Source organism: Undibacterium sp. Di27W (genome assembly GCF_049340345.1).
Classification (GTDB): domain Bacteria; phylum Pseudomonadota; class Gammaproteobacteria; order Burkholderiales; family Burkholderiaceae_D; genus Undibacterium.
In genome coordinates, this window is sequence record NZ_JBMPOS010000023.1 from 32603 (window position 1) to 55396 (window position 22794).

Sequence of the window (22794 nt, forward strand, 5' to 3'; positions counted from 1 at the left end):
TATCAAACGAGTATCAGACTATACGGCCAGCCATGGGGGAAGATGGCGATGCCGCAAACTTGCGCGCCATACGACCAGCCAGGAATGCTTCACGCCCGGCCTCGACCGCCAGGCCCATGGCACGTGCCATGCGCACTGGGTCTTGGGCGCCAGCGATGGCGGTATTCATCAACACGCCATCACAACCCAGTTCCATGGCTATCGCCGCATCGGACGCCGTACCCACACCAGCATCGACCAGTACCGGCACCCTTGATTGATCGATAATCAGCGACAGATTCCAGGGATTTAAAATACCCATGCCTGAGCCTATCAATGAAGCCAGTGGCATGATGGCAACACAGCCTATGTCTTCCAGCATGCGTGCCTGTATAGGGTCATCACTGCAATACACCATGACATCGAAACCATCCTGCACCAAAGTCCTGGCTGCCTTTAATGTTTCCGGCATGTTAGGGAACAGGGTTTTCTCATCACCCAATACTTCCAGCTTGCACAGTTTGTGACCACCCAATAATTCACGTCCTAGTTGCAGAGTGTAGACTGCATCTTCGGCGTTATAACAACCGGCAGAATTGGGCAGTATGGTGTATTTGCTGGGTGGGACTACATCCAGCAAACTTGGCGCATTCGGGTCTTGCCCTATGTTCACGCGGCGGATTGCTACTGTGATGATCTCGGCCCCGCTGGCTTCTGTTGCCAGACGGGTTTGTTCGAGGTCTTTGTATTTACCGCTGCCGACCAGTAGACGGGAGCGGTAGGTTTTGCCGGCTATGGTTAGGCCTGGCTTGTTTTCTGTGTTCATAAAATTCTTTCAAATTTGTGAAGACCAAGTAATACGTCATAGATTGGACTCCGCCCTGTTAGCGCCGTAGGTTGGGCTACGGTTTACCAGCCCAACACTGGGCCTTGAATCAACATGCACGTTATTTGAATGCCCAGCGTTGGGCTGATGAAACGTAGCCCAACCTACATTCATCCACCGCCAATCGCCCTTACCACATCAACCTTGTCATCCACTTGCAACTGATGCTCTGTCCAGCGCGATTTCGGAATAATCTGCCGATTCACCGCCACCGCAATCGTCTGCTGCGACAGGTTCAAATCTGCGATCAGATCAGCCAGCAGCGAACTCACCAGTTGCCGCTTTTCTCCATTAAGCTGTATCTCCACCATGGCTATTGCTTCTTATAGATTTCCGCACCGGATTTGATGAATTCAACGGCTTTCACTTCCATGCCTTTTTTCAGCGCCTGTATCTCGGTGATGCCCTGGGCATTGGCATAGTCGCGCACTTCCTGCGTGATTTTCATGGAACAGAAATGCGGGCCGCACATGGAGCAGAAATGGGCGACTTTGGCGGAATCCTTGGGTAAAGTTTCATCATGGAATTCACGCGCCTTGTCGGGGTCGAGACCGATGTTGAACTGGTCTTCCCAGCGGAATTCAAAGCGGGCCTTGGACAGGGCGTTATCACGTATCTGCGCACCGGGGTGGCCTTTGGCCAGATCGGCTGCGTGAGCAGCGATTTTGTAAGTGATGATGCCATCCTTGACGTCGACCTTGTTCGGCAAACCCAGATGTTCTTTTGGTGTCACATAGCACAGCATGGCCGTGCCATACCAACCTATCTGCGCAGCGCCTATGCCGGAAGTGATATGGTCGTAACCAGGGGCGATGTCCGTCGTCAAAGGGCCCAGGGTATAGAAAGGCGCTTCATGGCATTGCTCGAGTTGCAGGTCCATGTTTTCCTTGATGAGGTGCATGGGCACATGGCCTGGGCCTTCTATCATGACTTGTACATCATGTTTCCAGGCGATCTGCGTCAACTCACCCAGGGTTTTCAACTCACCCAGTTGCGCTTCATCATTGGCGTCATAGATGGAACCAGGGCGCAGACCATCGCCGAGACTGAAGGAAACGTCATAGGCTTTCATGATTTCGCAAATGTCTTCGAAATGCTCGTACAGGAAGCTTTCCTTATGATGCGCCAAACACCATTTCGCCATGATAGAGCCACCGCGTGAAACAATGCCGGTCAGGCGTTTGGCTGTCATCGGCACATACTGCAGGCGTACACCGGCGTGGATGGTGAAGTAATCGACGCCTTGCTCGGCTTGCTCGATGAGCGTGTCGCGGAAAATTTCCCAGGTCAGGTCTTCTGCCTTGCCATTCACTTTTTCCAGTGCCTGATAGATAGGCACAGTACCGATAGGCACGGGGGAATTGCGGATAATCCATTCGCGGGTTTCGTGGATGTGCTTGCCAGTGGAAAGATCCATGACATTATCGCCACCCCAGCGTATTGCCCAGGTCATTTTTTCGACTTCTTCACCGATGGAAGATGTGACTGCAGAGTTACCGATATTGGCATTGATCTTGACCATGAAATTGCGGCCTATGATCATCGGTTCGATTTCAGGATGATTGATATTCGCAGGGATAATCGCACGGCCCCGAGCGATTTCTGAACGCACGAATTCTGGCGTGATTTCTGCTGGAATTGAGGCACCAAAAGACTGGCCAGGATGCTGACGCCCCATGACTTCTACCAGCTTGCTACCCATGGGACCTGAGGCTTTCAGGTTTTCCAGGTATTCTTTCCTGCGCAGGTTTTCGCGTATGGAGACAAATTCCATTTCCGGTGTGATGATGCCCTGGCGCGCATAGTGCATTTGCGAGACATTTTTGCCCGCCAGCGCACGGCGTGGCAGGCGTTTCAGGTTAAAACGCAGCTCAGCCAGTTTGGGGTCATGCAGACGGGCGATGCCGTATTCTGAAGTCGGGCCAGCCAGTTCTTCAGTATCATTACGCTCAGCTATCCAGGCACCACGCACTGACGCCAGGCCAGAGCGGATATCGATTCTCACTTCGGGGTCAGTATAGGGGCCGGAAGTATCGTAGACATAGATAGGCGGATTTTTTTCCGAACCAAACATGGCAGGTGTATCGGACTGCGTGATTTCGCGCATGGGAACGCGGATATCGGGGCGGCTGCCCTGTACATAGGTCTTGCGGGAATTCGGCAGTGGCTGAATGGCTGCCTCATCTACTGTGGCAGTAGCGGACAAGAATTGCGGGTTGGCGTTCATTTTGGCTCCTTTGCTTGGTTGGCATGGAGCCAGCAAAGGAGTTTCCAAAACAGGTGCGCGCAGATCAAGACATACTACAGGCGGCACAGACTTCGGCAGCTTCCCTTCGCTGGCATTATCCAGATCAGGTTCGAGGGTATTTCTCACCCGCCAACAAAATTGATGGCAGGACCCCTAGCATTTTTCTTCGGACCCTGGACTAACCAGGACCGCGACGACGGCAGATTATACGACTTTTTTTGAACTCAGGCGCTTTCTCAGTGTTTTATTTCATATCACTGGCCAATTCCGCATGCGGCATGACTGGTGAGGCCGGATGATGGCTTTCCACATGTCGGACCGGCCCATGTACCTCTGCCAGCTCCACCATACCTGCCTTGATGGCAGCAGACAAATCATGGTCAAGTACCGGCAAGGCTTCTTCATAGGCAGTCAATAATTTACTGACGCCGTATGCACGATTACGGCCATTGACCTTGCCCAGGTACAAGGCCATGTCAGCAATTTGCAAGGCTTTTTCCCAATTGCAAACTGCCTCGGGTAACCCTGAGAATGGCAAACTGATGAAACCCGCAGTCAGCGTCACCGGCACTTCAGCGCCATCCACCGCCATGCTGTCTTCACCTATGCTGCGCAGAATACGATCGACCAGGTTTTTCAATTGGGCTGGGTTGGTACGCGGTGAATAAATCAGGAATTCTTCACCACCCCAGCGCAAGACCATGTCGGTATCACGCACCGTACTGCGCAGACGGCGCGCTACTTCGACCAGTACGGCATCACCTGCGGCATGACCATAGTTATCGTTAATATTTTTAAAATGATCGATATCCATGAGTATCAGGCAATCCGGATTTTCCAGCGCATCTTCGCGGCGTTCACCTTCTGGCAAGATCACCCTGCCCTTCATCATATCAACGAAGGAGCGGCGGTTATACAAACCCGTCAGAGGATCGCGCACAGCATGAAATTCCAGTTGTTCATTGACTTCACGCAGTTTTTCATTGGTCTTCCTGACTCTTTGATAGAGGAAGAAAATCACCGCACCTATCATTACCATCAAGACACCTGCCAGCATGAGTATGACTTGCTGTAACTGGCGGTTTTTTATTTCTGCATCTTTCAATTGATTTTCGCGGGCCAGCAATTCAATTTGCTTTTGTCTTTGCTGGGCATTGAATTGCTCTTGCAAAGTCGCCACTGCCCTGGCCCGATCAGAGCGGAATAATTCATCGCTGAGTTTTTGCTGTTCACGCACGGTGGCCAGGGCTTCCTTGTGCATGTCGGCGGCTTCAAACATATTGCCGATTTCACTAAGCAGGTTTTCTACATCTGACTTGGAGCCGGTTTCCATGAAAAATTTCTTGGCTTCATTGATATAGGTGATGCCCTGGGAAAATTTCTTTTGGCCCGCCAGGGCAAAGCCTATGTTGGCCTTGGCAATAGCGATGGCAAAAGGATCTTTGACTGCCGTGGCTTTTTCCAGAGAAAAACGGGCGGCGCGTTCAGCCTCGGTGAACTTGTGCACATGCAGGTAATAGTCTGAAATATTTGCCAGCGCCGTGGCTGCCAGTGCTGGCATGCCAGACTCATTGGCGATCTGCAAGACCGTCTTATAGGCTTCCAGCGCTTCATCATGGCGGCCCAGATCAATCAAGGACAGGCCGCGCGTCATTTGCAGCGATGAAATAATCTTGGGCGATTCCATATCCGGCAACATGGCCAGGGCTTCGTTAGTGGTTTCCAGCGCTTTTTCTGCATTATGCATATTCAGATACAGCCTGGCGATGGATTCCATGCGATACAGCTTGGCTTGTACCCGGCGACGCGGTATCTGATCGGCCAGTTTCAGGGCTTCCAAAAAATACGACAGGGACTTGTCAAAATTGCCGATTGCCAGTTGCACCATGCCAAACGCAATATTCAGGCGCATGAGGACTTCCGCATTTTTTGTATCACGCAGGCTTTGCTGTATGTCATTCAATTTAATGAGGGCCATGGCAAACTTGCCCTGGTCCATCATTTGAAAGGCCTCACCTATCAAGGCCATGTTGATCATGTCATTGTCTTTGCGTGACCTTGCCAGTTGCAGCAGTTCTGCATTGGCAGCATCAGCCTCTTTGATCTTGCCGGCGTCATACAGGATACCGATCAGAGTTTTCAAGACTTCGGCACGCAGGACATAATCTGCATCCGGGCCTAATTTATCCTTGTATTCCTGCAGTTGTTTGAGGGCTGTCGTATTGTCGCGGTCAGATAAGGTGTGGATGGTCTCAATCTCGGCAAAATCCGGCCTGGCCTGGGCACAACTGGCCGCACTTGCGCATAGCAAGCAAATGCTCAGCAAACCCTGCCCCAGGCTGAACTGCCATTTAGCTAATTGTAGCTGCAACATGCTAGCCCTCATCGCACCATCCCTGTCTCGAATAATTTTTTTTAAAACGGTTTTAGCTTATTTATTTTTTACTTCTTTTATTTTTTTCTGTTCATTTTCCATGCTGATCCAGGAAAAGACTTCCAACCTGACTCAATATTTCATCTTCCAGCTGTTGCGCCGGTATAGGTTTGCTCAGGTAAAATCCTTGCAGGATATCGCAGGATTGAGCACGCAGGAAATCCAGTTGCTCCCGGGTTTCCACTCCCTCGGCCACCACTTCCAGACGCAGGCTATGCGCCAGCGCAATGATGCCCGTCACAATGGCGGCATCGTCGGCATCGCCCGGTATATCGCGCACAAAGGAGCGATCTATCTTGATGATATCGACAGGGAAGCGTTTGAGATAGGAAAGCGATGAATAACCAGTACCAAAATCATCGATCGTCAACCTGACGCCAAGGCTGCGCAAGCGATCCAGCGCAGCCAGGGTATCCTGGGCATTTTCCATCAGGGTGCTTTCAGTAATCTCCAGTTCCAGCATTCTGGCAGGCAAACCCGTGTCGACCAGAACTTGCTCTACCGTGCCGGCAAAGTCTTTTTCCAATAACTGGCTGACCGATAAATTCACGGCCACCCGTAAATGCCCCAGACCTTTATCCATCCAGCTACGCATTTGCGCGCAAGCTGTACGTAGCACCCATTCACCCAGCGCAATGATGAGCCCGGTTTCTTCTGCCATGGGGATGAATTCCAGCGGAGACACCATGCCACGGGTAGGATGGAACCAGCGTACCAGGGCTTCCATCCCTATGATCTCACCATTGTCCATGCGTGCCTGGGGCTGATAGAAGACTGCCAGTTCATTGCGCTCCAGCGCGCGGCGTAAATCATTTTCCAGGCGCACGCGCTCGGAAATCGAATGCTCCATCGCAGCTTCAAAGAACTGGAAGTCGGTATTGGTTTTCTTGGCCCGGTACATGGCCGTATCGGCATGCTTGACCAGGGTACCAACATCGGTACCATCATTGGGGTAGACAGAAATACCTATACTGGCGGTGACGAATATATCATGGCTATCTATCTGGAAAGGCTTGGCCAGGGTGCGGCAAATATTTTGTGCGGCTGAAGCTGCCGCTGCCGGATCAGCCAGCTCGCTCAGTACCACGGTAAATTCATCACCACCCAGACGCGCCACGCAATCGGCATTGCGCACGCTACGGCGTATGCGCTGGGCAACGGCGATCAGCAAGCGGTCACCGACATCATGACCCAGGGTGTCATTAACGTTTTTAAACCTGTCCAGATCAAGGAATAGCACAGCCACTGATTCCACATTTTCCTTGGCCAGGGCCAGCCTGCGCCCCAGTTGGTCGAGGAACTGGGTACGATTTGGCAAGCCTGTCAGCACGTCATTAAAAGCCAGATGGCGTATGCGTTTTTCTGCCTGGTTGGCTTCTATGATGCGGCGCACGCGTTGCGACAATACGGCAAAGTGGATGGGCTTGGGGATATAGTCGCAGGCACCGGCAGCGAAGGCTCGTTCTACCGAGCTATTGTCTTCCAGGGCAGTAATCATCAACACGGGTATGCTGCGACCGCGTGGCATTTCCTGTATCAGGCTGCAAGCCGTAAAACCATCCATCACGGGCATGACGGCATCCATGAGTATGACATCGGGCCGCATGCGTTTCAGCATCAGCAGGGCTTGCGAACCATCTGCTGCTTCTTCCACCTTAAAACCATCTCTTTGCAGGGTATGGCGCAAGGTGCTCCGGGTACTGCGGTCATCATCCACCACCAGTACCTTGGCAACTTCACGACTGTGGCTGACGGCTTCACGTCCCTCAAGGAAAACTTCATTCCCCAGCTCAGCCGCCACCGTTTCATAAGCCTGGTGCAGGCTGTTTAACAAGGGCGGGATTTCCGACAAGTGCCGTTCCAGCGCCAGTTGTTCGACTTCCTTGGCAAACTGCAAGAGATTGGTCGCCCCCAGATTGCCACTGCTACCCTTGATGGAATGTGCCATGGCACGCACCAGCTCGGCATCGCCCTGCTGCAAGCCCTGATGCAATTGCTCAAGGTAGATGGGGGTGTCTTCCAGGAATAGCGATACCGTCTGCTGCAAGCCCGGCCCTAGTATGTCACGCAATTTATCGAAAACAGCACGGTCCAAGGGATTGCTGTCCAGCGCTTGCAAGTGCCCATCGGCTGGCATGGCACGTCCGGCGGCACCGCCGTGTGTCAGCCAGCGCTCCAGTTTCTGGCGCAGCTCAACCAGGGTGATGGGCTTGGCCAGATAATCATCCATGCCGATTGCCAGGCATTTTTCCGCATCCCCGCGCTGGGTATTGGCGGTCATGGCGACGATAGGAGTACGCCGCCCCAGGCCATCTTCGTAACTGCGTATGCGCACGGTGGCTTCATAGCCATCCATTTCTGGCATGCTGCAATCCATGAGTATCAAATCATAGCGATTACGGCGCGCTGCTTCCACTGCTTCCTTGCCATTGCCTGCAAATTCGCAATGACAGGCTGACAGCGAGAGCATGCCTGCCGCCACCATCTGATTAGTGCGGTTATCTTCTACCACCAGTACACGCCAGTCGCCCTGTCCACTATGGCTGCCATTACTGGCATGACCAGCATGGCCTGCGTGGCGAGCCACTTCAACCGACCTGGACTGTAGCGGTGCAGGCGCCGTGGCCGCCGTGGATGTCTGTAAATTGGCCGTGGTCAGCAATAAATGACGCAAGGCTTCCAGCAATCTTTCCATATGCACAGGCTTGCCCAGGCAAATATCGGCAGATGAAGGATTGCTTTCGCCGCTGTTACCATAGCGATCCAGCGCCAGAGTACGGACACCACTGTAGCGATGATCATTACGCAGGCGGCGCGCCAGTTCTTCACCACTGTCATCCATGCTGGCCACATCCATGATGACCAGTGAATGCGGTGCACCATCCCTGGCTGCCTGATCCAGCAAGGCCAGGGCTTGCACACCATCGCCAACGGCACGACACAAGATGCCATGACGCGACAGGTTTTGCATGAGGAAACTACGCAGGATTTCGCTGGCATCCACGATGAGTATGCGTTCGTCCTGCAGATCCGTACTGAGTGAACTGGTTTTATCGACGGCACTGGCGCGGCATTGCATACTGAAATAAAAATTGCTGCCCTGGTCAGGTATGCTGCTGACGCCTATCTCTCCATGCAATAGTGCCACCAGTTGCTTGCAAATTGCCAGGCCCAGGCCAGTGCCACCATATTTGCGAGTAGTGGAGCGGTCAGCCTGGGCAAAGGATTCAAATACATTGGCCACTGCATCTGCTGACATGCCTATGCCGGTATCGCTGACTTCAAAACGCAATTTCAGGATGGCATCTGCTTGCGTACTGTCTGCATGTTGGGCCAGCACGACACGCACCGCCACTTCGCCGCGCTCGGTAAACTTGACGGCATTACCGATCAGGTTAATCAGTATCTGGCGCAAGCGCAGGGGATCGCTCTTGATACGCAGCGGTACCTCATCGGCGATCAGGTAAGCCAGTTCCAGGCCTTTTTGCTGGGCTTGCTTGGATAATAGTTCCAGCACTTCGGCAAGCAGCTTATTCAAGTCGAATTCAATTTCCTCGACTTCGACCTTGCCAGCTTCCATCTTGGAAAAATCCAGGATGTCGTTGATCAACTCTATCAGGGCCTGGGATGAATTCCAGGCCACATCCACGCATTCGCGCTGGCGCTTGGTCAGACGCATTTCTTTCAACATGTCGAGCATGCCAACCACGCCGTTCAAAGGTGTGCGCACTTCATGGCTGACAGTTGCCGCAAATTGGGCTTTCATGACGGCGGTGTGCAAGGCCTGGTCGCGTGAATGCTTGAGCTCTGCCTCGCGCTCTTCCAGCACGGCCATCATCTGGTTGAAGGCATGCGCCATTTCTATGATGTCCTTCGAGCCCTGGGGGGTGGCGCGCATGCCAGACTCACCAGCTTCCGCCCTGCCCATGAGGGAAGATAATTGATTCAGCGGACGTATCATCTGGCGTGACATCAGGCGTATTACGGCCAGCAGGATCAGGGCGAACGAGAATGTGATGGCAAGATTGCCCAGCAATAAGGACCAGACCAGCTTGTCCAGCGTAGTCTTGCCAACCACCACATGCACATAACCCAATAATTGCGGCTTGCTTTCCTGTACTTCAAAAGGCGAAGCTTCTGCTTCACCGCCAAATACCGGCGCACTGAAACGCCAGTCCTGATCGCTTTCTTGCTCCAGCCTGGCATTCGATAGCTGCCCCGTCGGGTGCGCCTGCAATTGCGGCAAGACGACACCGGGCTTGCTTTGTGAGAGCAGCACTTTGTGTTCAGCATTGGCGATTTCGACTTGCAGCACATCGGGAAAAGCCAGGGTAGTAGCCACCACTTCCCTGGCATTATCTGCAGAATGATAGAGCAGGGCCAGACGGCTTTGTCGCGCCAGGTTTTCTGCCACTTGCTGGCCTTGCACAACAAAATACGCTCGCATGCGATGGCTGGCCTGCCATGAATTCATGATGGAGGAAAATAGCGCCAGCACCAGAATGGCGACCGTGATAATGATCGTCAACTGGCGGCTGAAGCCTATGCGTCGAAAGTAGTGGCTGAAAAACATCATGCTTGAACCAAATTACTGAAGGCCATTCACCATGCAACATCGCTGGCAAACAGCCGTATGTCCAGAATATTCAAGATCATGTCATTACCCTAGCGGTCTCCGACATGCTTGCCTCGTTCACTCTTACACATGCAGACCAGGCTTGCCAGTGGTCTGCCGTGCATCTCATTCAGGGTTCAGGAAAGATCGAATCGAAACTTCGCTGACTTTGATAATCAATGTTTAAACCTATATGGCTGGCCGTGCGCAAATTCACTGCGACCAGTACTTCACGCAATAAAGAAACGCCAGACTTGCGACTATCGCCGCTCAGGGCGCTATGGGCAGCCTGTGCCAGGCTCTGGCCCAGTTCCAGATTATTGGGATACAGGGCAAACAGGGCGCCTTTTTTAGCATGTAGAAAACTGCTGGAAAAGAAGGGAATGCCCCGGCTCCAGGATTCACGCAAGACCAGCGGTAATATGCTGCCCTCTTCCACAGTGGTGGAGTCTTGCGGCAGCCACAGGGCGTCACGCTTGTCCGCACCGGCAAAGGCGGCTTCATATTGATGGGCCGCACTTGCCAGGTCACGGGCTTCATAGGCCAGTAATTCCAGGCCTTGCTGCTTGGCCGCCTCGCGCGCCAGCTTGATCAACCATTCATTGTTTTTTGGGTCATAGACGACGATGACTCTTTTAACACTGGGTAATAAACTTTTTAACCTGGAAAACAAGAGTACCGGGTCAGGCATGAGGCTGACACCCGTCATGCTGCGACTTTCATTTTCAGGCAGATTGAGTACGCCACCAACCACGACGGCAATTTCCCTGTCCAGGCCATTGGCCAGCTTGACCCCCTGGCGACCAAGGGCAATGACGACTTTGACACCACTGCGTTTTAACTGCGCATTCAATTCCGCGGCATCCAGTTTTGCGCCTATCGGGATACTGATGACAGGCAGGCGTGATTTACTCTCTATGCCCTCGATGATCTTGGCGAAAATACTACGGTACGGCTCCCCCATATCGGGATACAAGACGGCCAGGCTGCCGCCGTTGCTGGCATCCTGCCGTTTCACCTGGCCAGCAGCATCTGCGAAGACCAGATGCTCACCATATTGACGCCCCATGCGCAGATCTTGCGCCAGGGCCGGTGTTGGCACATGTAGTGTTTGATTTTGCAACATTGCCAGACCTGGCATGCCCTGCTGTGCCTGAGCTGGATTGGGCAGGCAACACATGGAGCTAAAAACGACAAGAATAAAATAACAGGCGCGATGAAACACTCCCAGTTTCCAGCCAGTTTTTTTACGGGCGATGGAAGCAAGAATATGGAAAAAAGAGGGGAAGTGATTTTCCGCCATCAAGTATTTCATTCCTTCTTTGGTGTTCAAGAAAATTTTCCAGGCACCAATACGATTTTCGCTACTGATTTCCCTTGCTCATTTGCGTTGCTTATTTGCCTCGCGTACTTAATAGCTTACTTGGAAACTTGCTCAAATTTATTTCAAATTTAGTCACTGTTTTCAGGCTTATTTCAGCCTTCAGCGCGAGAAGACGGGCATAGTCTGATTCAGCACTTTATATTTAAGCTTAACTATTAACATTAACAGATTTATTCATGCCCCAATATCTAATTCAATGACGCTAAACCTCCGTCTGCTCAGGCTTTATTATTTACATGCCAGCCAATGATTCAATTTGCACAACTCGCAATGCAATGCAAAGAAGGGAGACAGGCAGGACAGGGTTTTTGATATATCCTTGATATCGATGTGTCAATGGCGCTTACTCGCACTTAATGGCGTTTTAAAGGTGTCTATATGTCTATATATAAGCCATCCTACTTGCGACAACGACGGCGTAGTGCAGAATTAAACCGGCAGCAGCACCGGCGACAGATTGATCACCGCATACCGCGAATAGATTTTTCTGATTCACATGCCTATTCTGCTTTCCTGCCCGCACTAGCTGGGAGCAAGCTCGCCGCAAGGCAAAATTCAGGACAAATGCCGTATTGATAAGATGTCTCATCATGTCCCCAGAGGTTTATAAGTATCTTAATCCAATCCTTCCGGCAACAACAAGCAAGATGCATCAGGGCAATGCAGCATTTGTCACAATGGAGCTGACAAGTGACAAGATTTAAAATATTCCTTATCTTTCGGACAATTTAAATTCAGGTGACCTGCAGGAAAAACCGCCTTCTGCACTTTCCTCACTTATAATCAAAGGTTTAGCAATCACCGCAGATCATATTATGGAATTAGCCAAGTCTTTTGAGCCCGCAGAAATCGAACAATCCTGGCGCGGCGAGTGGGAAAAACGTGGATATTTTGCCGCCACCATGGATGAAGGCAAACCCTCGTTTTCGATACAACTGCCACCGCCGAATGTGACTGGCACCCTGCATATGGGCCATGCCTTCAACCAGACCATCATGGATGGCCTGACGCGCTACTACCGCATGCGCGGTCACAACACGGCCTGGGTGCCGGGTACTGACCATGCCGGTATTGCTACGCAAATCGTGGTGGAACGCCAGCTCGATGCACAAAAGATTTCGCGCCATGATCTGGGCCGTGAAAAATTCCTGGAAAAAGTCTGGGAATGGAAAGAAAAATCCGGCTCCACCATCACCGGCCAGATGCGACGCATGGGTGCCTCTGCCGACTGGGATCGTGAATATTTCACCATGGATGCTGAACGCTCCAAGAGCGTCACCGATGTGTTCGTCAAACTGGTAGAGCAAGGCTTGATCTATCGCGGCAAGCGCCTGGTCAACTGGGACCCGGTACTGGGTACAGCGGTGTCTGACCTGGAAGTGGTGTCGGAAGAAGAAGATGGCTCGATGTGGCATATCCGCTACCCGTTTGCGGATGGCACCGGCCATCTGACGGTAGCGACGACCCGCCCTGAAACCCTGCTGGGTGACGTGGCCGTGGCGGTAGACCCTACGGACGAGCGTTATATCCACCTGGTTGGCAAGATGCTCAAGCTGCCACTGACAGACCGTGAAATCCCGGTGATTGCCGACAGCTATGTCGATAAGGAATTTGGTACTGGCTGCGTGAAGATCACGCCTGCGCATGACTTGAACGATTATGCGGTTGGCCAGCGCCACAAACTGGAGATGATTTGCATTTTCACTCTGGATGCCAAGATCAATGAAAACGCGCCTGCCGTGTATCAAGGCATGGACCGTTTCGTCGCCCGCAAGCAAATCGTCGCTGACCTCGACGCACAAGGTTTGCTGGAATCGGTAAAACCACACAAACTGATGGTGCCACGTGGCGACCGTACCAATGTGATCATTGAGCCTATGCTGACTGATCAATGGTTCATGGCCATGAGCAAACCAGCACCGGAAGGCACGCACTTCCCAGGTAAATCCATCGCTGAAGTGGCGCTGGAAAAAGTCGCTGATGGTGAAATCAAATTCATCCCGGAAAACTGGACCACGACTTATAACCAGTGGCTGACCAATATCCAGGACTGGTGTATCTCACGCCAGTTGTGGTGGGGCCATCAAATCCCGGCCTGGTATGGCGACAATGGCGAAATCTTTGTTGCCCATGATGAAGCTGGTGCCAAAGCCAAGGCAGCTGCCGCTGGCTACACTGGCGCATTGAAGCGTGATGATGATGTGCTCGATACCTGGTTCTCGTCTGCGCTGGTGCCCTTCTCCACTATGGGCTGGCCGGAAGAAACACCGGACATCAAACACTTCCTGCCATCCTCGGTACTGGTCACCGGCTTTGACATTATTTTCTTCTGGGTTGCGCGCATGGTCATGATGACCACGCACTTCACTGGCAAGGTGCCGTTTAATACAGTATATGTACATGGCCTGGTGCGTGATTCCAGCGGCCAGAAAATGTCCAAGTCCAAGGGTAATACGCTTGACCCTATCGACCTCATCGACGGCATTACCGTGGATGAACTGGTAGCGAAACGTACAGCGGGCCTGATGAACCCTAAACAGGCTGCCAGCATAGAAAAAGCCACGCGCAAGGAATTTGCCGATGGCATACCAGCCTATGGCACGGACGCCCTGCGTTTCACCATGGCCAGCTATGCATCACTGGGCCGCAATATCAATTTCGACCTGGGCCGCTGTGAAGGCTATCGTAATTTCTGCAATAAGCTGTGGAATGCAACCCGCTTTGTCTTGATGAATACCGAAGACAAAGATTGCGGCTTTGGTGCTGGCGTCACCGATGCAGATCTTGAATACTCACAAGCTGACAGATGGATTATCTCTAGCCTGCAACGTGCAGAGGCAGAGATAGAAAAAGGTTTTGCCGACTACCGTTTCGACAATATCGCTTCTGCCATCTACAAGTTCGTCTGGGATGAATATTGCGACTGGTATCTGGAAGTGGCCAAGGTACAGGTACAGCAAGGTAATGAAGCGCAGCAACGTGCGACCCGTCGCACACTCTTGCGCGTGCTGGAAGTGATCTTGCGTCTGGCTCACCCCGTCATTCCATTCGTCACCGAAGCCCTGTGGCAAACGGTAGCGCCGCTGGCTGGCAAGACCCTGAACCCGGCTGGCGACAGCATCATGATCCAGCCTTACCCGCTGTTTGTCGCTGAAAACGTCGATACTGCGGCAGAAGCCTGGATGCAGGCGCTGAAAGGCATGACCGATGCCTGCCGTAACCTGCGTGGTGAAATGCAGTTGTCCCCTGCCCTGCGTGTGCCACTGCTGTTGCAGGCTGCGAACGCAGAAGACAAAGCCCGCCTGCAATCTTTTGCGCCTTACCTGCAAGCCCTGGCCAAATTGTCAGAAGTTAGCGTTGTAGATGCCTTGCCTGAAGATTCGCCAGCACCAGTCTCCATCGTCGGCGAATCCAAGTTGATGCTGAAAGTGGAAATCGATGTCGCTGCTGAACGCCTGCGCATAGGCAAGGAAGTGGCACGTCTGGAAGGCGAAATTGCCAAGGCCGAAGCCAAACTAGGCAATGAAGGTTTTGTCGCCAGGGCACCTGCGCAAGTCATCGCACTGGAGAAAGAACGCGTCGCTAACTTCTCAGCCACTTTGCAAAAACTGCGTGAACAATTTGCCAAATTGCCAGCAGCTTAATCGGCCTAGTAATACCGTGGGTTAAAGTAGGTCCTCTAAAAATAGTGTACGTGGCAGAAATTTTGCCACGTACAATCAATTCCAATAAATTAGAGATCTAGGTTTTTTCTTTTGGAGACAGCATGAAAAAAACAGTTCCACTTGTGTTAAGCGTATTATCCACCTTCATCGCTTTAGCTGGTTTGCCACTAGTGGCACAAGCTGAAGAAAGTCCGGTCGGTCTGTGGAAGAGCATTGATGACAAATCAGGCAAACCCAAGGCACTGATACGCATTACCGAAACTGCAGGTGAATTACAGGGCAAGATAGAAAAGTTGTTCCTGGAAGCAGATGTTGTCGATAAAAACCCAAAATGCGACAAATGTGAAGGTGCCAACAAGGACCAGCCCATCGTCGGCATGACCATCTTGTCCGGTCTGAAAAAAGATGGTGATGAATACACAGGTGGCAAGATACTTGATCCGGGCAATGGCAAACTCTATAGCAGCAAACTCAGCATCATAGAAAACAACAAAAAACTCAATGTGCGTGGCTATATCGGTGCGCCTATGTTTGGCCGCACCCAGACCTGGTTGCGCGAGCAATGACAGTTCAAAAATACGCACCATAGGCAACGCTGGTATCACAGTAAAAACAACAAAGGGAGCCAAGGCTCCCTTTGTTGTTTTTACTGCATGGCATCGTGCCCACTATCATGCCTGTGTCGCAAGCAAGTGACTTGCCAGAAACGCCAATAAGGCCGATGATAGGACTACTGAGTCCCTTCTTTTGTTGAGGCGGTATCATGAAAAAAACCTGCTTGTCCTTGTTTTCATTTGCCCTGCTGCTATTCCATGGCTATGTGTGGGCGCAAAAAACTGAACCTCGGTTACTCAGAATCGCCACTGGGGAATTACCCCCCTATGCCACCGAGAGCCGGGCTGACAAGGGCATAGCCTTGAGCATAGTGCGGCGCGCCTTCGAGCTGGAAGGCTATCAGGTTGAATTTACTTTTTTACCCTGGTCACGCGCCCTGGCTGAAAGTCGTGCAGGGAAATGGGATGGCACGGCATATTGGGGCCATAAGCCTGAACATGATGCCAGTTTTATTCTGAGTGACAATGTCATCACCGAGCAATGGGTATTTGTGTATCGCAATGCCCTGGATTTCAAATGGCAGCAACTGGCTGACCTGCGCCCTTATCGCATCGCCATGATACAAGACTATACCTATACACCTGATATCTGGGCCATGGCCAACAAAGGTGATTTGAAAATGGAAAAACTGCCGAATGATATGGCAGCCCTGAAATTGCTCTTATTAAAGCGTGTTGATATTGCGCCCATGGAAAGAAACGTCACCTGTGATTTGCTGGCACGAAACTTCTCGCCAGCCGATGCAGCGCAACTGTCGGCCCACCCTAAACTGATGACCGACAGTTTTACCACTCATCTGATGATGTCACGTGGCCTGCCCACGAGTGCTGGCAGGGTAGCTGCTTTCAACGCTGGCCTGAAAAAATTGCGTACTACCGGTGAGTATCAAAAACTATCCTCCCAGGTGAATTGCCCGCAAGGCTGGTCTGACGTGGCCAAAGCCGGGCATTGAAATGACGGTTGCGGCATTAATCAATGGCTTCTTCATGGCCTGGTGCGCAGAGCGGCAGTTGCATGATGAAACTGCTACCCAGCCCTGATTGGCTTTCTACCCGTATGCTGCCACCGAGCACATCACTGACGAGGTTGTAGACGATATTCAAGCCCAGGCCGCTGCCGCCTTGTCCCAGCTTGGTGGTAAAGAAGGGATCAAAGATACGCCCCAGATTGGCCTCGCTGATACCTACACCATTGTCATTCACACTTAATTCCACGGTCGGCGGTTCCGTCGTCAGCAAACGCGCCCGGATATCAATATCACCATTATCGCGCCCCTCAAAACCATGCAAAATTGCATTATTGATCAGGTTGCTGATGATCTGCCCCAGCAAACCCGGATAAGCATCCATGCGTATGGTGGCTGGGATGTCCATGCGTACTTCATGCGTGTGGCGCTTGATGCTGGTCCCCATGGTCAACAAAGTTTCGCGCACCACTTCATCGAGCATGAAGACACGACGCTGGGCACTGGTCCTGTCCACTGCCACGCGCTTGAAACTGCCTATCAGTTCCGCCGCACTATTGAGGTTGCGTAAAAGAATATCGCTGGCCTGCAAATTATTCTCTACATAAGTTTGCAGCGCCGCACGGGTGACGCCCTGCCCCATTTTGGTATTGAATTCCTTGCTGAGATCATGAATGGTACTGGCGACGGTAACCGAATTACCGATAGGCGTGTTGAGTTCATGCGCAACACCTGCCACCAGTGACCCCAGGGCCGCCATCCTGTCACTGCGCTGGATTTCGGCATGGGCGGTATTCAATTCATCGAGGGCGGTGCGCAATTCCTGATTCGAGACATGCAATTCTTTAGTGCGGTCTGTTACCCGCTGTTCCAGCGTGGCATTGTGGCTGGCTTGCTCATTCATCAATTCTCCCAGGCGCAAGCGCATGGAATCCACGCCTAATGCCAGGCTGCCCAGCTCATCGGGCCTGGCCACGCTCACGGCCTGTGTCAATTGCCCTTCACCCAGTCTATCTACATCACGCTGCAATTGCTGCAAGGGACGCATCATGCGCTTTTGGAACAACAGCCATAACAGAAAAAAAGAAATCAGCAATTGCACCAGAATGGCCAGCCCGCCCTTGAGGAATTTTTTGAAAAACTCCTCTTCCATCCAGTGGCTGCTCATGACAATGGTGACTCGCCCTATGACAGTACCATCCTTGCGTATATCACGGGTCTCGCTAATCAAACCCTGGTTTTGCGCATTGCTTTGTTCTGCATGGACAAAGCGCCCCAGGGCGGCATCTTCAACCACGATGCGCACGACGTCAGGATTAAGCATGACGGAATTGACAAAACTCTGGGCGCTGCTGGCATCCACCTGCCATAGTGGCACGGGCATGGTTTGTTCCAGCATGCTGGCATATTGCTTGAGAGGACCACGCACACGCACTTCATACTCGCGCTCATAACTATCCCTGGCGAGCACAGTGCCTAGCAAGATGGCCGGTATCAGTATGCCCAGGCCTATGCCAAGTACGATAGCCTTGCGCAAAGATAAAGTAGCAAAGCGCTGCGCTTTTTGCTGAGACGGTCGCGCATCGGTCAATTCTGGGTTATGTGTATGCTTGCTGAGCATGGCTGCAGCCAGTTCCGGTGTTAGCCTAAGGTCATACGACAGGATTTGCCTGAACCAGAGATCCAGGCTGTGGGTGAAGCAGAATGAAGCACCAGGCCAAGCCTTGACGGTATTTGCCTGATGGCGCACCGCTTTACTCAAATATTCTACCTGAAATCGGCCATGTTCTTGCGGATTCACTTTCCGTTGTGGCAAACCTGGTCAATGAGAGAAACTTTCCAGGTCTGGCCAGAATGGCAGCAACATCGCTTGCTCAGGATTCAAGTGCCGCGCTTTGCCCTAAACACTTGCTGATCGGCGTAAAAAGCCGCATCTTGCTGCGGCCACCAGCCTGGCAAGCCCAGCACTGGCAAAGGGGTGTAATCTGCCGTCGTCAGGGTCTGGCTGGATAATTGGCCTGCCACCATGGCATCGATATAGGCACGCCTGGCTGGCGCATCCAGCTGAAAATACGCATGGTCTACCCAGACCACCCAGGTATGAGCGGTAATGGCCTTATAGGGCTTGACCAGTTTTTCCATCAGGGCATGGCCAAAACACCAGACCTCTGCGCAGCGATCAAATTTGTCAGCCTGGATGATGAAGGCATCTTGCCATGCATGGGCACGCAAGGCCGCAATCAATGCAGCACCCTCACCAGTATCGGCAAGCACTAACAAGGCAGCGTTTTCATCAAAGATGGTGGCAGCATCACGCGCCGGGCCACGCGACTTGCCTATGCCCAAAGCCGCAATTTGTGCTGCCTGCAAGGCATTCAGTTGACGCTTGATAGCAGGAAAAGTCAGCCAGACCAGGGCATTGAAAAAATCATGCAGGTTTTCTCGCGTGGGCACCAAGCCGGTGGCACTGATATGCGCCTCATAGGCCGAACCTTCTGGCAGTTCTTCCTGCGTGATAAAGCGTAGCGGCAATTCCAGATGATTGCTCAAACCAGCCTGCACCGTACACTGATTAAGTTGCGCACGCCAGTCATCTGCCGCCAGCAAGCCTTGCGCATGCTCGCGCACGGCGGCAAACCAGGCTTGCGGCCAGTCTATGTCATCAAAAAAACGTGGTGTCATGAACGATGTGAAAGATTCACGCAACCTGCATTTTCCAGTGCAGCGTCTCGCCACTATTCAGAGGGACTATGCTGCTATCGGCAAACGGCAATTCTGCCGGCATTTGCCAATCTTCACGCACCAGGGTGATATGACCAGTATTGCGTGGCAACTGATAAAAGTCAGGGCCATTGAAGCTGGCAAAGGCTTCCAGCTGATCCAGTGCACCTGCCTGCTCAAAAGCCTGGGTATACAATTCCATGGCATGCAAAGCGGTATAGCAACCGGCGCAGCCACAGGCATGTTCTTTCAAACCCTTGGCATGCGGTGCAGAATCGGTGCCCAGGAAGAAACGCTTGCTACCCGAGATGGCAGCCTTCACCAGCGCCTGTCTGTGGGTCTCACGTTTCAGGACTGGCAAGCAGTAATAATGGGGACGTATGCCGCCTTTGAAAATCTCATTGCGGTTGTACAGCAAGTGATGGGCAGTAATCGTTGCCGCAATCGGGCCGCCGGATTCTGCTACATAAGCAGCAGCATCGCTGGTAGTGATATGTTCAAACACCACTTTCAATTCTGGCATGTCTTTGCGTAAAGGCTGCATGACTTTATCGATGAACACGGCTTCGCGATCAAACAAATCTATCTCGGGGTCAGTCACCTCACCATGGACCAGGAAAGGCAGGCCGACTTCCTGCATGGTTTCCAGGGTCTTGTAGCAATTTTTCAGGTCAGTCACACCAGCATCAGAATTGGTGGTGGCACCGGCAGGATATAACTTTACAGCATGGACAAAGCCACTGTCTTTGGCGCGGCGGATTTCATCTGGCGGCGTGTTATTTGTCAGATACAAAGTCATCAGCGGTTCGAAATTCATGCCTGCTGGCACAGCAGCCAGGATACGCTGGCGATACGCCGCTGCCTGCTCAGTCGTCGTGACTGGTGGTTTCAAATTTGGCATGATGATGGCGCGCGCAAACTGCGCTGCCGTATGCGGCAACACGCTGGCCAGTGCCGCGCCATCGCGCACATGCAAATGCCAGTCATCCGGGCGGGTAATGGTGATTTGTTGCAGGGAAGAGGTGGAATTTGAGGCAGTCATGTTAGCTCGCAGTGACGGAATACCGGCATTTTACCTTTTTCAAAGAGATTTCTCGACTATTCAGCCAGGCATCCCTCTTGGAAACAAACAAGCCCGGCACTGTACCGTGCCGGGCTTGTTTGTTTTTACATCTCTATTTGATCAAGGCTGAGGATATGCCCCCGCCTTGATACTTACAATTTACACCAAATTAAGCAATGAAATCGGCAGCGACGATGGAACCTGCGCCTACGAGTTTCACGATAAAGTCAGTTGCATCAACAGTACCTACAGTGCCACCGATGTTTTGGAAAGCATAAGTACCAGCTGCTGTACCTGCGGCTACAGTGATAACGTAAGCCTGGGTGTTAGCTGCCAGAGCTGCACCAGCTGCAGTTGCTGCTGTAGCGATAGCTGCTGCCAGAGTTGATGTATCAGCAGTAGCGATAGACAACAAGTTCAATGTTGTTGCTGCTGTGCCAGTTTTGAACACGTCAGCGCCAGCAACTTTGAAGTTTGCCACTGTATCAATTGCACCCAAGACAGAACCAGTAGTGATAGTTTCAGCACCAGTTGCAGTTGCAGACAGATTGATCGTATCAGCACCAGTGCCGCCTGTTACTGTTACTGCTGTAGCAGCTGTACCCAACAGATTGACTGTTTGGCCACCTGTACCCAGAACAACTACGTCGCCTGTTGCGCCTTTGGCGTAGTTCAGAGTTACACCAGCACCGTTTTCGTTAGTGAAAGTGTAGCCAGTTGCTGCAGAGCCAGTTACGTTGATTGTTTCTACGGCTGTTACCAGAGCAGAGATATTCAAGTTAGCGCCGATAGCACCGATGTTCAGTGTATCTGCACCCAAGCCGCCATCCAGCGTGGTTGTAGCCGCGATTTGTGCAGCAGTGTAGTTGAATGTATCTGCACCTGTGCCACCAACAACGCTCACTGTGTTAGTACCAGCAGTGAATGTGTTAGTGCCATTCGCCAGGTTATAGTTTTCAACGACGGCATTAGCAACGACCGTACCTGCGTTAGCGAATGTAAATGTATTCGTACCAGGCGCGCTAATCGCAGTGAAAGCAGCATATTGTGTAGTCGTCAGCGTGAGGGCGCCATTTGTCGCAAGACCCAGGTTTTCAAAACCTGTAATGTTTGCAGCAGCAATATTGGCTGTAGCAAGTATGCTCAAAGTATCCGCAACACCAGCACCCGCAGTAAATGTACCAGTATAAGTTTTACCTTCCATGATCAGGGAATTGGTACCAGCGCCCAGATTGACATTGCCAGCCAGCATGGAGTTGCCAGAGTTGGCCAGGTACACATTATCGTTGCCAGTGCCGCCATTAACTGTAGTAACACCAGATGTCGCAACGTTGAAATACACGTTGGAAGAGGTATTGTCTGTCGTCACTGTCTTGATGTTAGTGATGGTAGTGCCACCACCGATAACAATACTGCCGCCGCCAGTGAAGGTGATCATGTCTGTATCACCAGCATTACCATTGATGGTAGTGCCAACCAGCGCTGCTGCATTACCTGTGAAGTTATCGTTCACGTTTGCTGTACTGTTAAACACACCACCTGCAGTCAGGGCAATCGGTGCCAGGGCTATGCCACCGCCATTAACCGGCGATGTTCCTATAACGCCAGCAATCGCCGTCGCACCACCTGATACCGTAATCGCATTCGAGATAGTCATGTTATTCACACTACCACCCGTTGCATTGGAAGATGAGGTCACGTCAAACACCAGGCTACCACCTGTGACCGAAATCAGAGACAGGTCAATGTTGTTGACACCACCAATATCATCAACGATAGTCAGTTGATGAGGAACATTACCGCTGAAGGTCAATACCGGACCAGACAGATTCAAGGCAGCACGCGCAGCAACCAGAGCAGCGTACTGAGAAGCAGTGATCACAACAGCAGAGTTCGCTGTAATGTTTTCCACGCCAGAGATTTGCGCACCAGCCAGGTTGATCGCACCGTAAGTCACCAGTGTATCGTTACCAGCACCCAGATTGATGGTGTCTGTGACTACACGTGCCACGGCTGTTGCTGTGGATTGTGCATTCAGGTTCACACCGTTTTCTGTCACGTTGTATGTACCAGCAACATAGTTACCCAACAACACAACGCGGTCTGCACCAGCGCCGAGTTGCAGGAAGTTGGCGCCACGGCCCAGTGTCACGTCCAGTGCAGATTGTGCTGTCAATGCGCCTGCATCGATAGATACGCCGACTGTTGCGTTAGCAACGT

The 22794-nt window shown here is 52.0% G+C and carries 13 protein-coding genes and 1 riboswitch; of the genes, 3 read left to right on the plus strand and 10 right to left on the minus strand.

Going from position 1 to position 22794, the window contains the following annotated elements; all coding sequences use genetic code 11:
• Positions 1-13: 13 nt before the first annotated feature.
• The 6 genes from ACO0LF_RS29075 to ACO0LF_RS29100 all read right to left on the minus strand — a co-directional run bounded on the left by ACO0LF_RS29075 (position 14) and on the right by ACO0LF_RS29100 (position 11495).
• Positions 14-805, minus strand: a complete 792-nt coding sequence (locus tag ACO0LF_RS29075; protein ID WP_423020514.1) for a thiazole synthase — start codon at positions 803-805, stop codon at positions 14-16.
• Between the two features lie 170 nt (positions 806-975).
• Positions 976-1176, minus strand: coding sequence for a sulfur carrier protein ThiS (thiS, locus tag ACO0LF_RS29080; protein ID WP_423020516.1), 201 nt, complete (start codon positions 1174-1176; stop codon positions 976-978).
• A 2-nt stretch (positions 1177-1178) separates the two neighbouring features.
• Complete coding sequence (gene thiC, locus ACO0LF_RS29085) at positions 1179-3092, minus strand: phosphomethylpyrimidine synthase ThiC (RefSeq protein ID WP_423020517.1); 1914 nt, start codon at positions 3090-3092, stop codon at positions 1179-1181.
• Positions 3093-3176: 84 nt separating this feature from the next.
• Positions 3177-3278: riboswitch (TPP riboswitch) on the minus strand.
• Positions 3279-3357: 79 nt separating this feature from the next.
• On the minus strand, positions 3358-5487 hold the full coding sequence (locus ACO0LF_RS29090; protein ID WP_423020519.1) for a tetratricopeptide repeat-containing diguanylate cyclase: 2130 nt from the start codon (positions 5485-5487) through the stop codon (positions 3358-3360).
• A 91-nt stretch (positions 5488-5578) separates the two neighbouring features.
• The gene (locus ACO0LF_RS29095; protein ID WP_423020521.1) at positions 5579-10123 is read right to left on the minus strand and encodes an EAL domain-containing protein; all 4545 of its coding nucleotides are present in this window, start codon (positions 10121-10123) and stop codon (positions 5579-5581) included.
• A 169-nt stretch (positions 10124-10292) separates the two neighbouring features.
• A complete protein-coding gene (locus ACO0LF_RS29100; RefSeq protein ID WP_423020523.1) occupies positions 10293-11495 on the minus strand; it encodes an ABC transporter substrate binding protein in 1203 nt (400 codons plus the stop codon).
• A gap of 866 nt (positions 11496-12361) precedes the next feature.
• Between ACO0LF_RS29100 and ACO0LF_RS29105 the strand changes: the two genes are divergently transcribed.
• From ACO0LF_RS29105 to ACO0LF_RS29115, 3 genes are all read left to right on the plus strand, one after another.
• Positions 12362-15190: a valine--tRNA ligase gene (locus ACO0LF_RS29105; RefSeq protein ID WP_423020525.1), complete on the plus strand. Its 2829-nt coding sequence runs from the start codon at positions 12362-12364 to the stop codon at positions 15188-15190.
• A gap of 122 nt (positions 15191-15312) precedes the next feature.
• Positions 15313-15777, plus strand: coding sequence for a DUF2147 domain-containing protein (locus ACO0LF_RS29110; RefSeq protein WP_423020527.1), 465 nt, complete (start codon positions 15313-15315; stop codon positions 15775-15777).
• A gap of 197 nt (positions 15778-15974) precedes the next feature.
• A complete protein-coding gene (locus tag ACO0LF_RS29115; protein ID WP_423020529.1) occupies positions 15975-16778 on the plus strand; it encodes a substrate-binding periplasmic protein in 804 nt (267 codons plus the stop codon).
• Positions 16779-16794: 16 nt separating this feature from the next.
• Here the strand turns inward: ACO0LF_RS29115 and ACO0LF_RS29120 are convergent, their stop codons facing one another.
• From ACO0LF_RS29120 to ACO0LF_RS29135, 4 genes are all read right to left on the minus strand, one after another.
• Complete coding sequence (locus ACO0LF_RS29120) at positions 16795-18552, minus strand: sensor histidine kinase (RefSeq protein WP_423020531.1); 1758 nt, start codon at positions 18550-18552, stop codon at positions 16795-16797.
• Positions 18553-18671: 119 nt separating this feature from the next.
• Positions 18672-19472, minus strand: coding sequence for a DUF3025 domain-containing protein (locus ACO0LF_RS29125; protein WP_423020533.1), 801 nt, complete (start codon positions 19470-19472; stop codon positions 18672-18674).
• Positions 19473-19488: 16 nt separating this feature from the next.
• Positions 19489-20553: a dihydroorotase gene (pyrC, locus tag ACO0LF_RS29130; RefSeq protein WP_423020535.1), complete on the minus strand. Its 1065-nt coding sequence runs from the start codon at positions 20551-20553 to the stop codon at positions 19489-19491.
• Between the two features lie 190 nt (positions 20554-20743).
• On the minus strand, positions 20744-22794 hold a 2051-nt coding region (locus ACO0LF_RS29135), incomplete at its 5' end, for a beta strand repeat-containing protein (protein ID WP_423020537.1).

Excerpts from the sequence above, each read along its gene's own strand:
- pyrC (WP_423020535.1), bottom strand. The coding sequence starts at position 20,553 with ATGACTGCCTCAAATTCCACCTCTTCCCTGCAACAAATCACCATTACC.
- ACO0LF_RS29095 (WP_423020521.1), bottom strand. The coding sequence starts at position 10,123 with ATGATGTTTTTCAGCCACTACTTTCGACGCATAGGCTTCAGCCGCCAG.
- thiC (WP_423020517.1), bottom strand. The coding sequence starts at position 3,092 with ATGAACGCCAACCCGCAATTCTTGTCCGCTACTGCCACAGTAGATGAG.
- ACO0LF_RS29110 (WP_423020527.1), top strand. The coding sequence starts at position 15,313 with ATGAAAAAAACAGTTCCACTTGTGTTAAGCGTATTATCCACCTTCATC.
- thiS (WP_423020516.1), bottom strand. The coding sequence starts at position 1,176 with ATGGTGGAGATACAGCTTAATGGAGAAAAGCGGCAACTGGTGAGTTCG.
- ACO0LF_RS29075 (WP_423020514.1), bottom strand. The coding sequence starts at position 805 with ATGAACACAGAAAACAAGCCAGGCCTAACCATAGCCGGCAAAACCTAC.
- ACO0LF_RS29125 (WP_423020533.1), bottom strand. The coding sequence starts at position 19,472 with ATGACACCACGTTTTTTTGATGACATAGACTGGCCGCAAGCCTGGTTT.
- ACO0LF_RS29115 (WP_423020529.1), top strand. The coding sequence starts at position 15,975 with ATGAAAAAAACCTGCTTGTCCTTGTTTTCATTTGCCCTGCTGCTATTC.
- ACO0LF_RS29090 (WP_423020519.1), bottom strand. The coding sequence starts at position 5,487 with ATGTTGCAGCTACAATTAGCTAAATGGCAGTTCAGCCTGGGGCAGGGT.
- ACO0LF_RS29105 (WP_423020525.1), top strand. The coding sequence starts at position 12,362 with ATGGAATTAGCCAAGTCTTTTGAGCCCGCAGAAATCGAACAATCCTGG.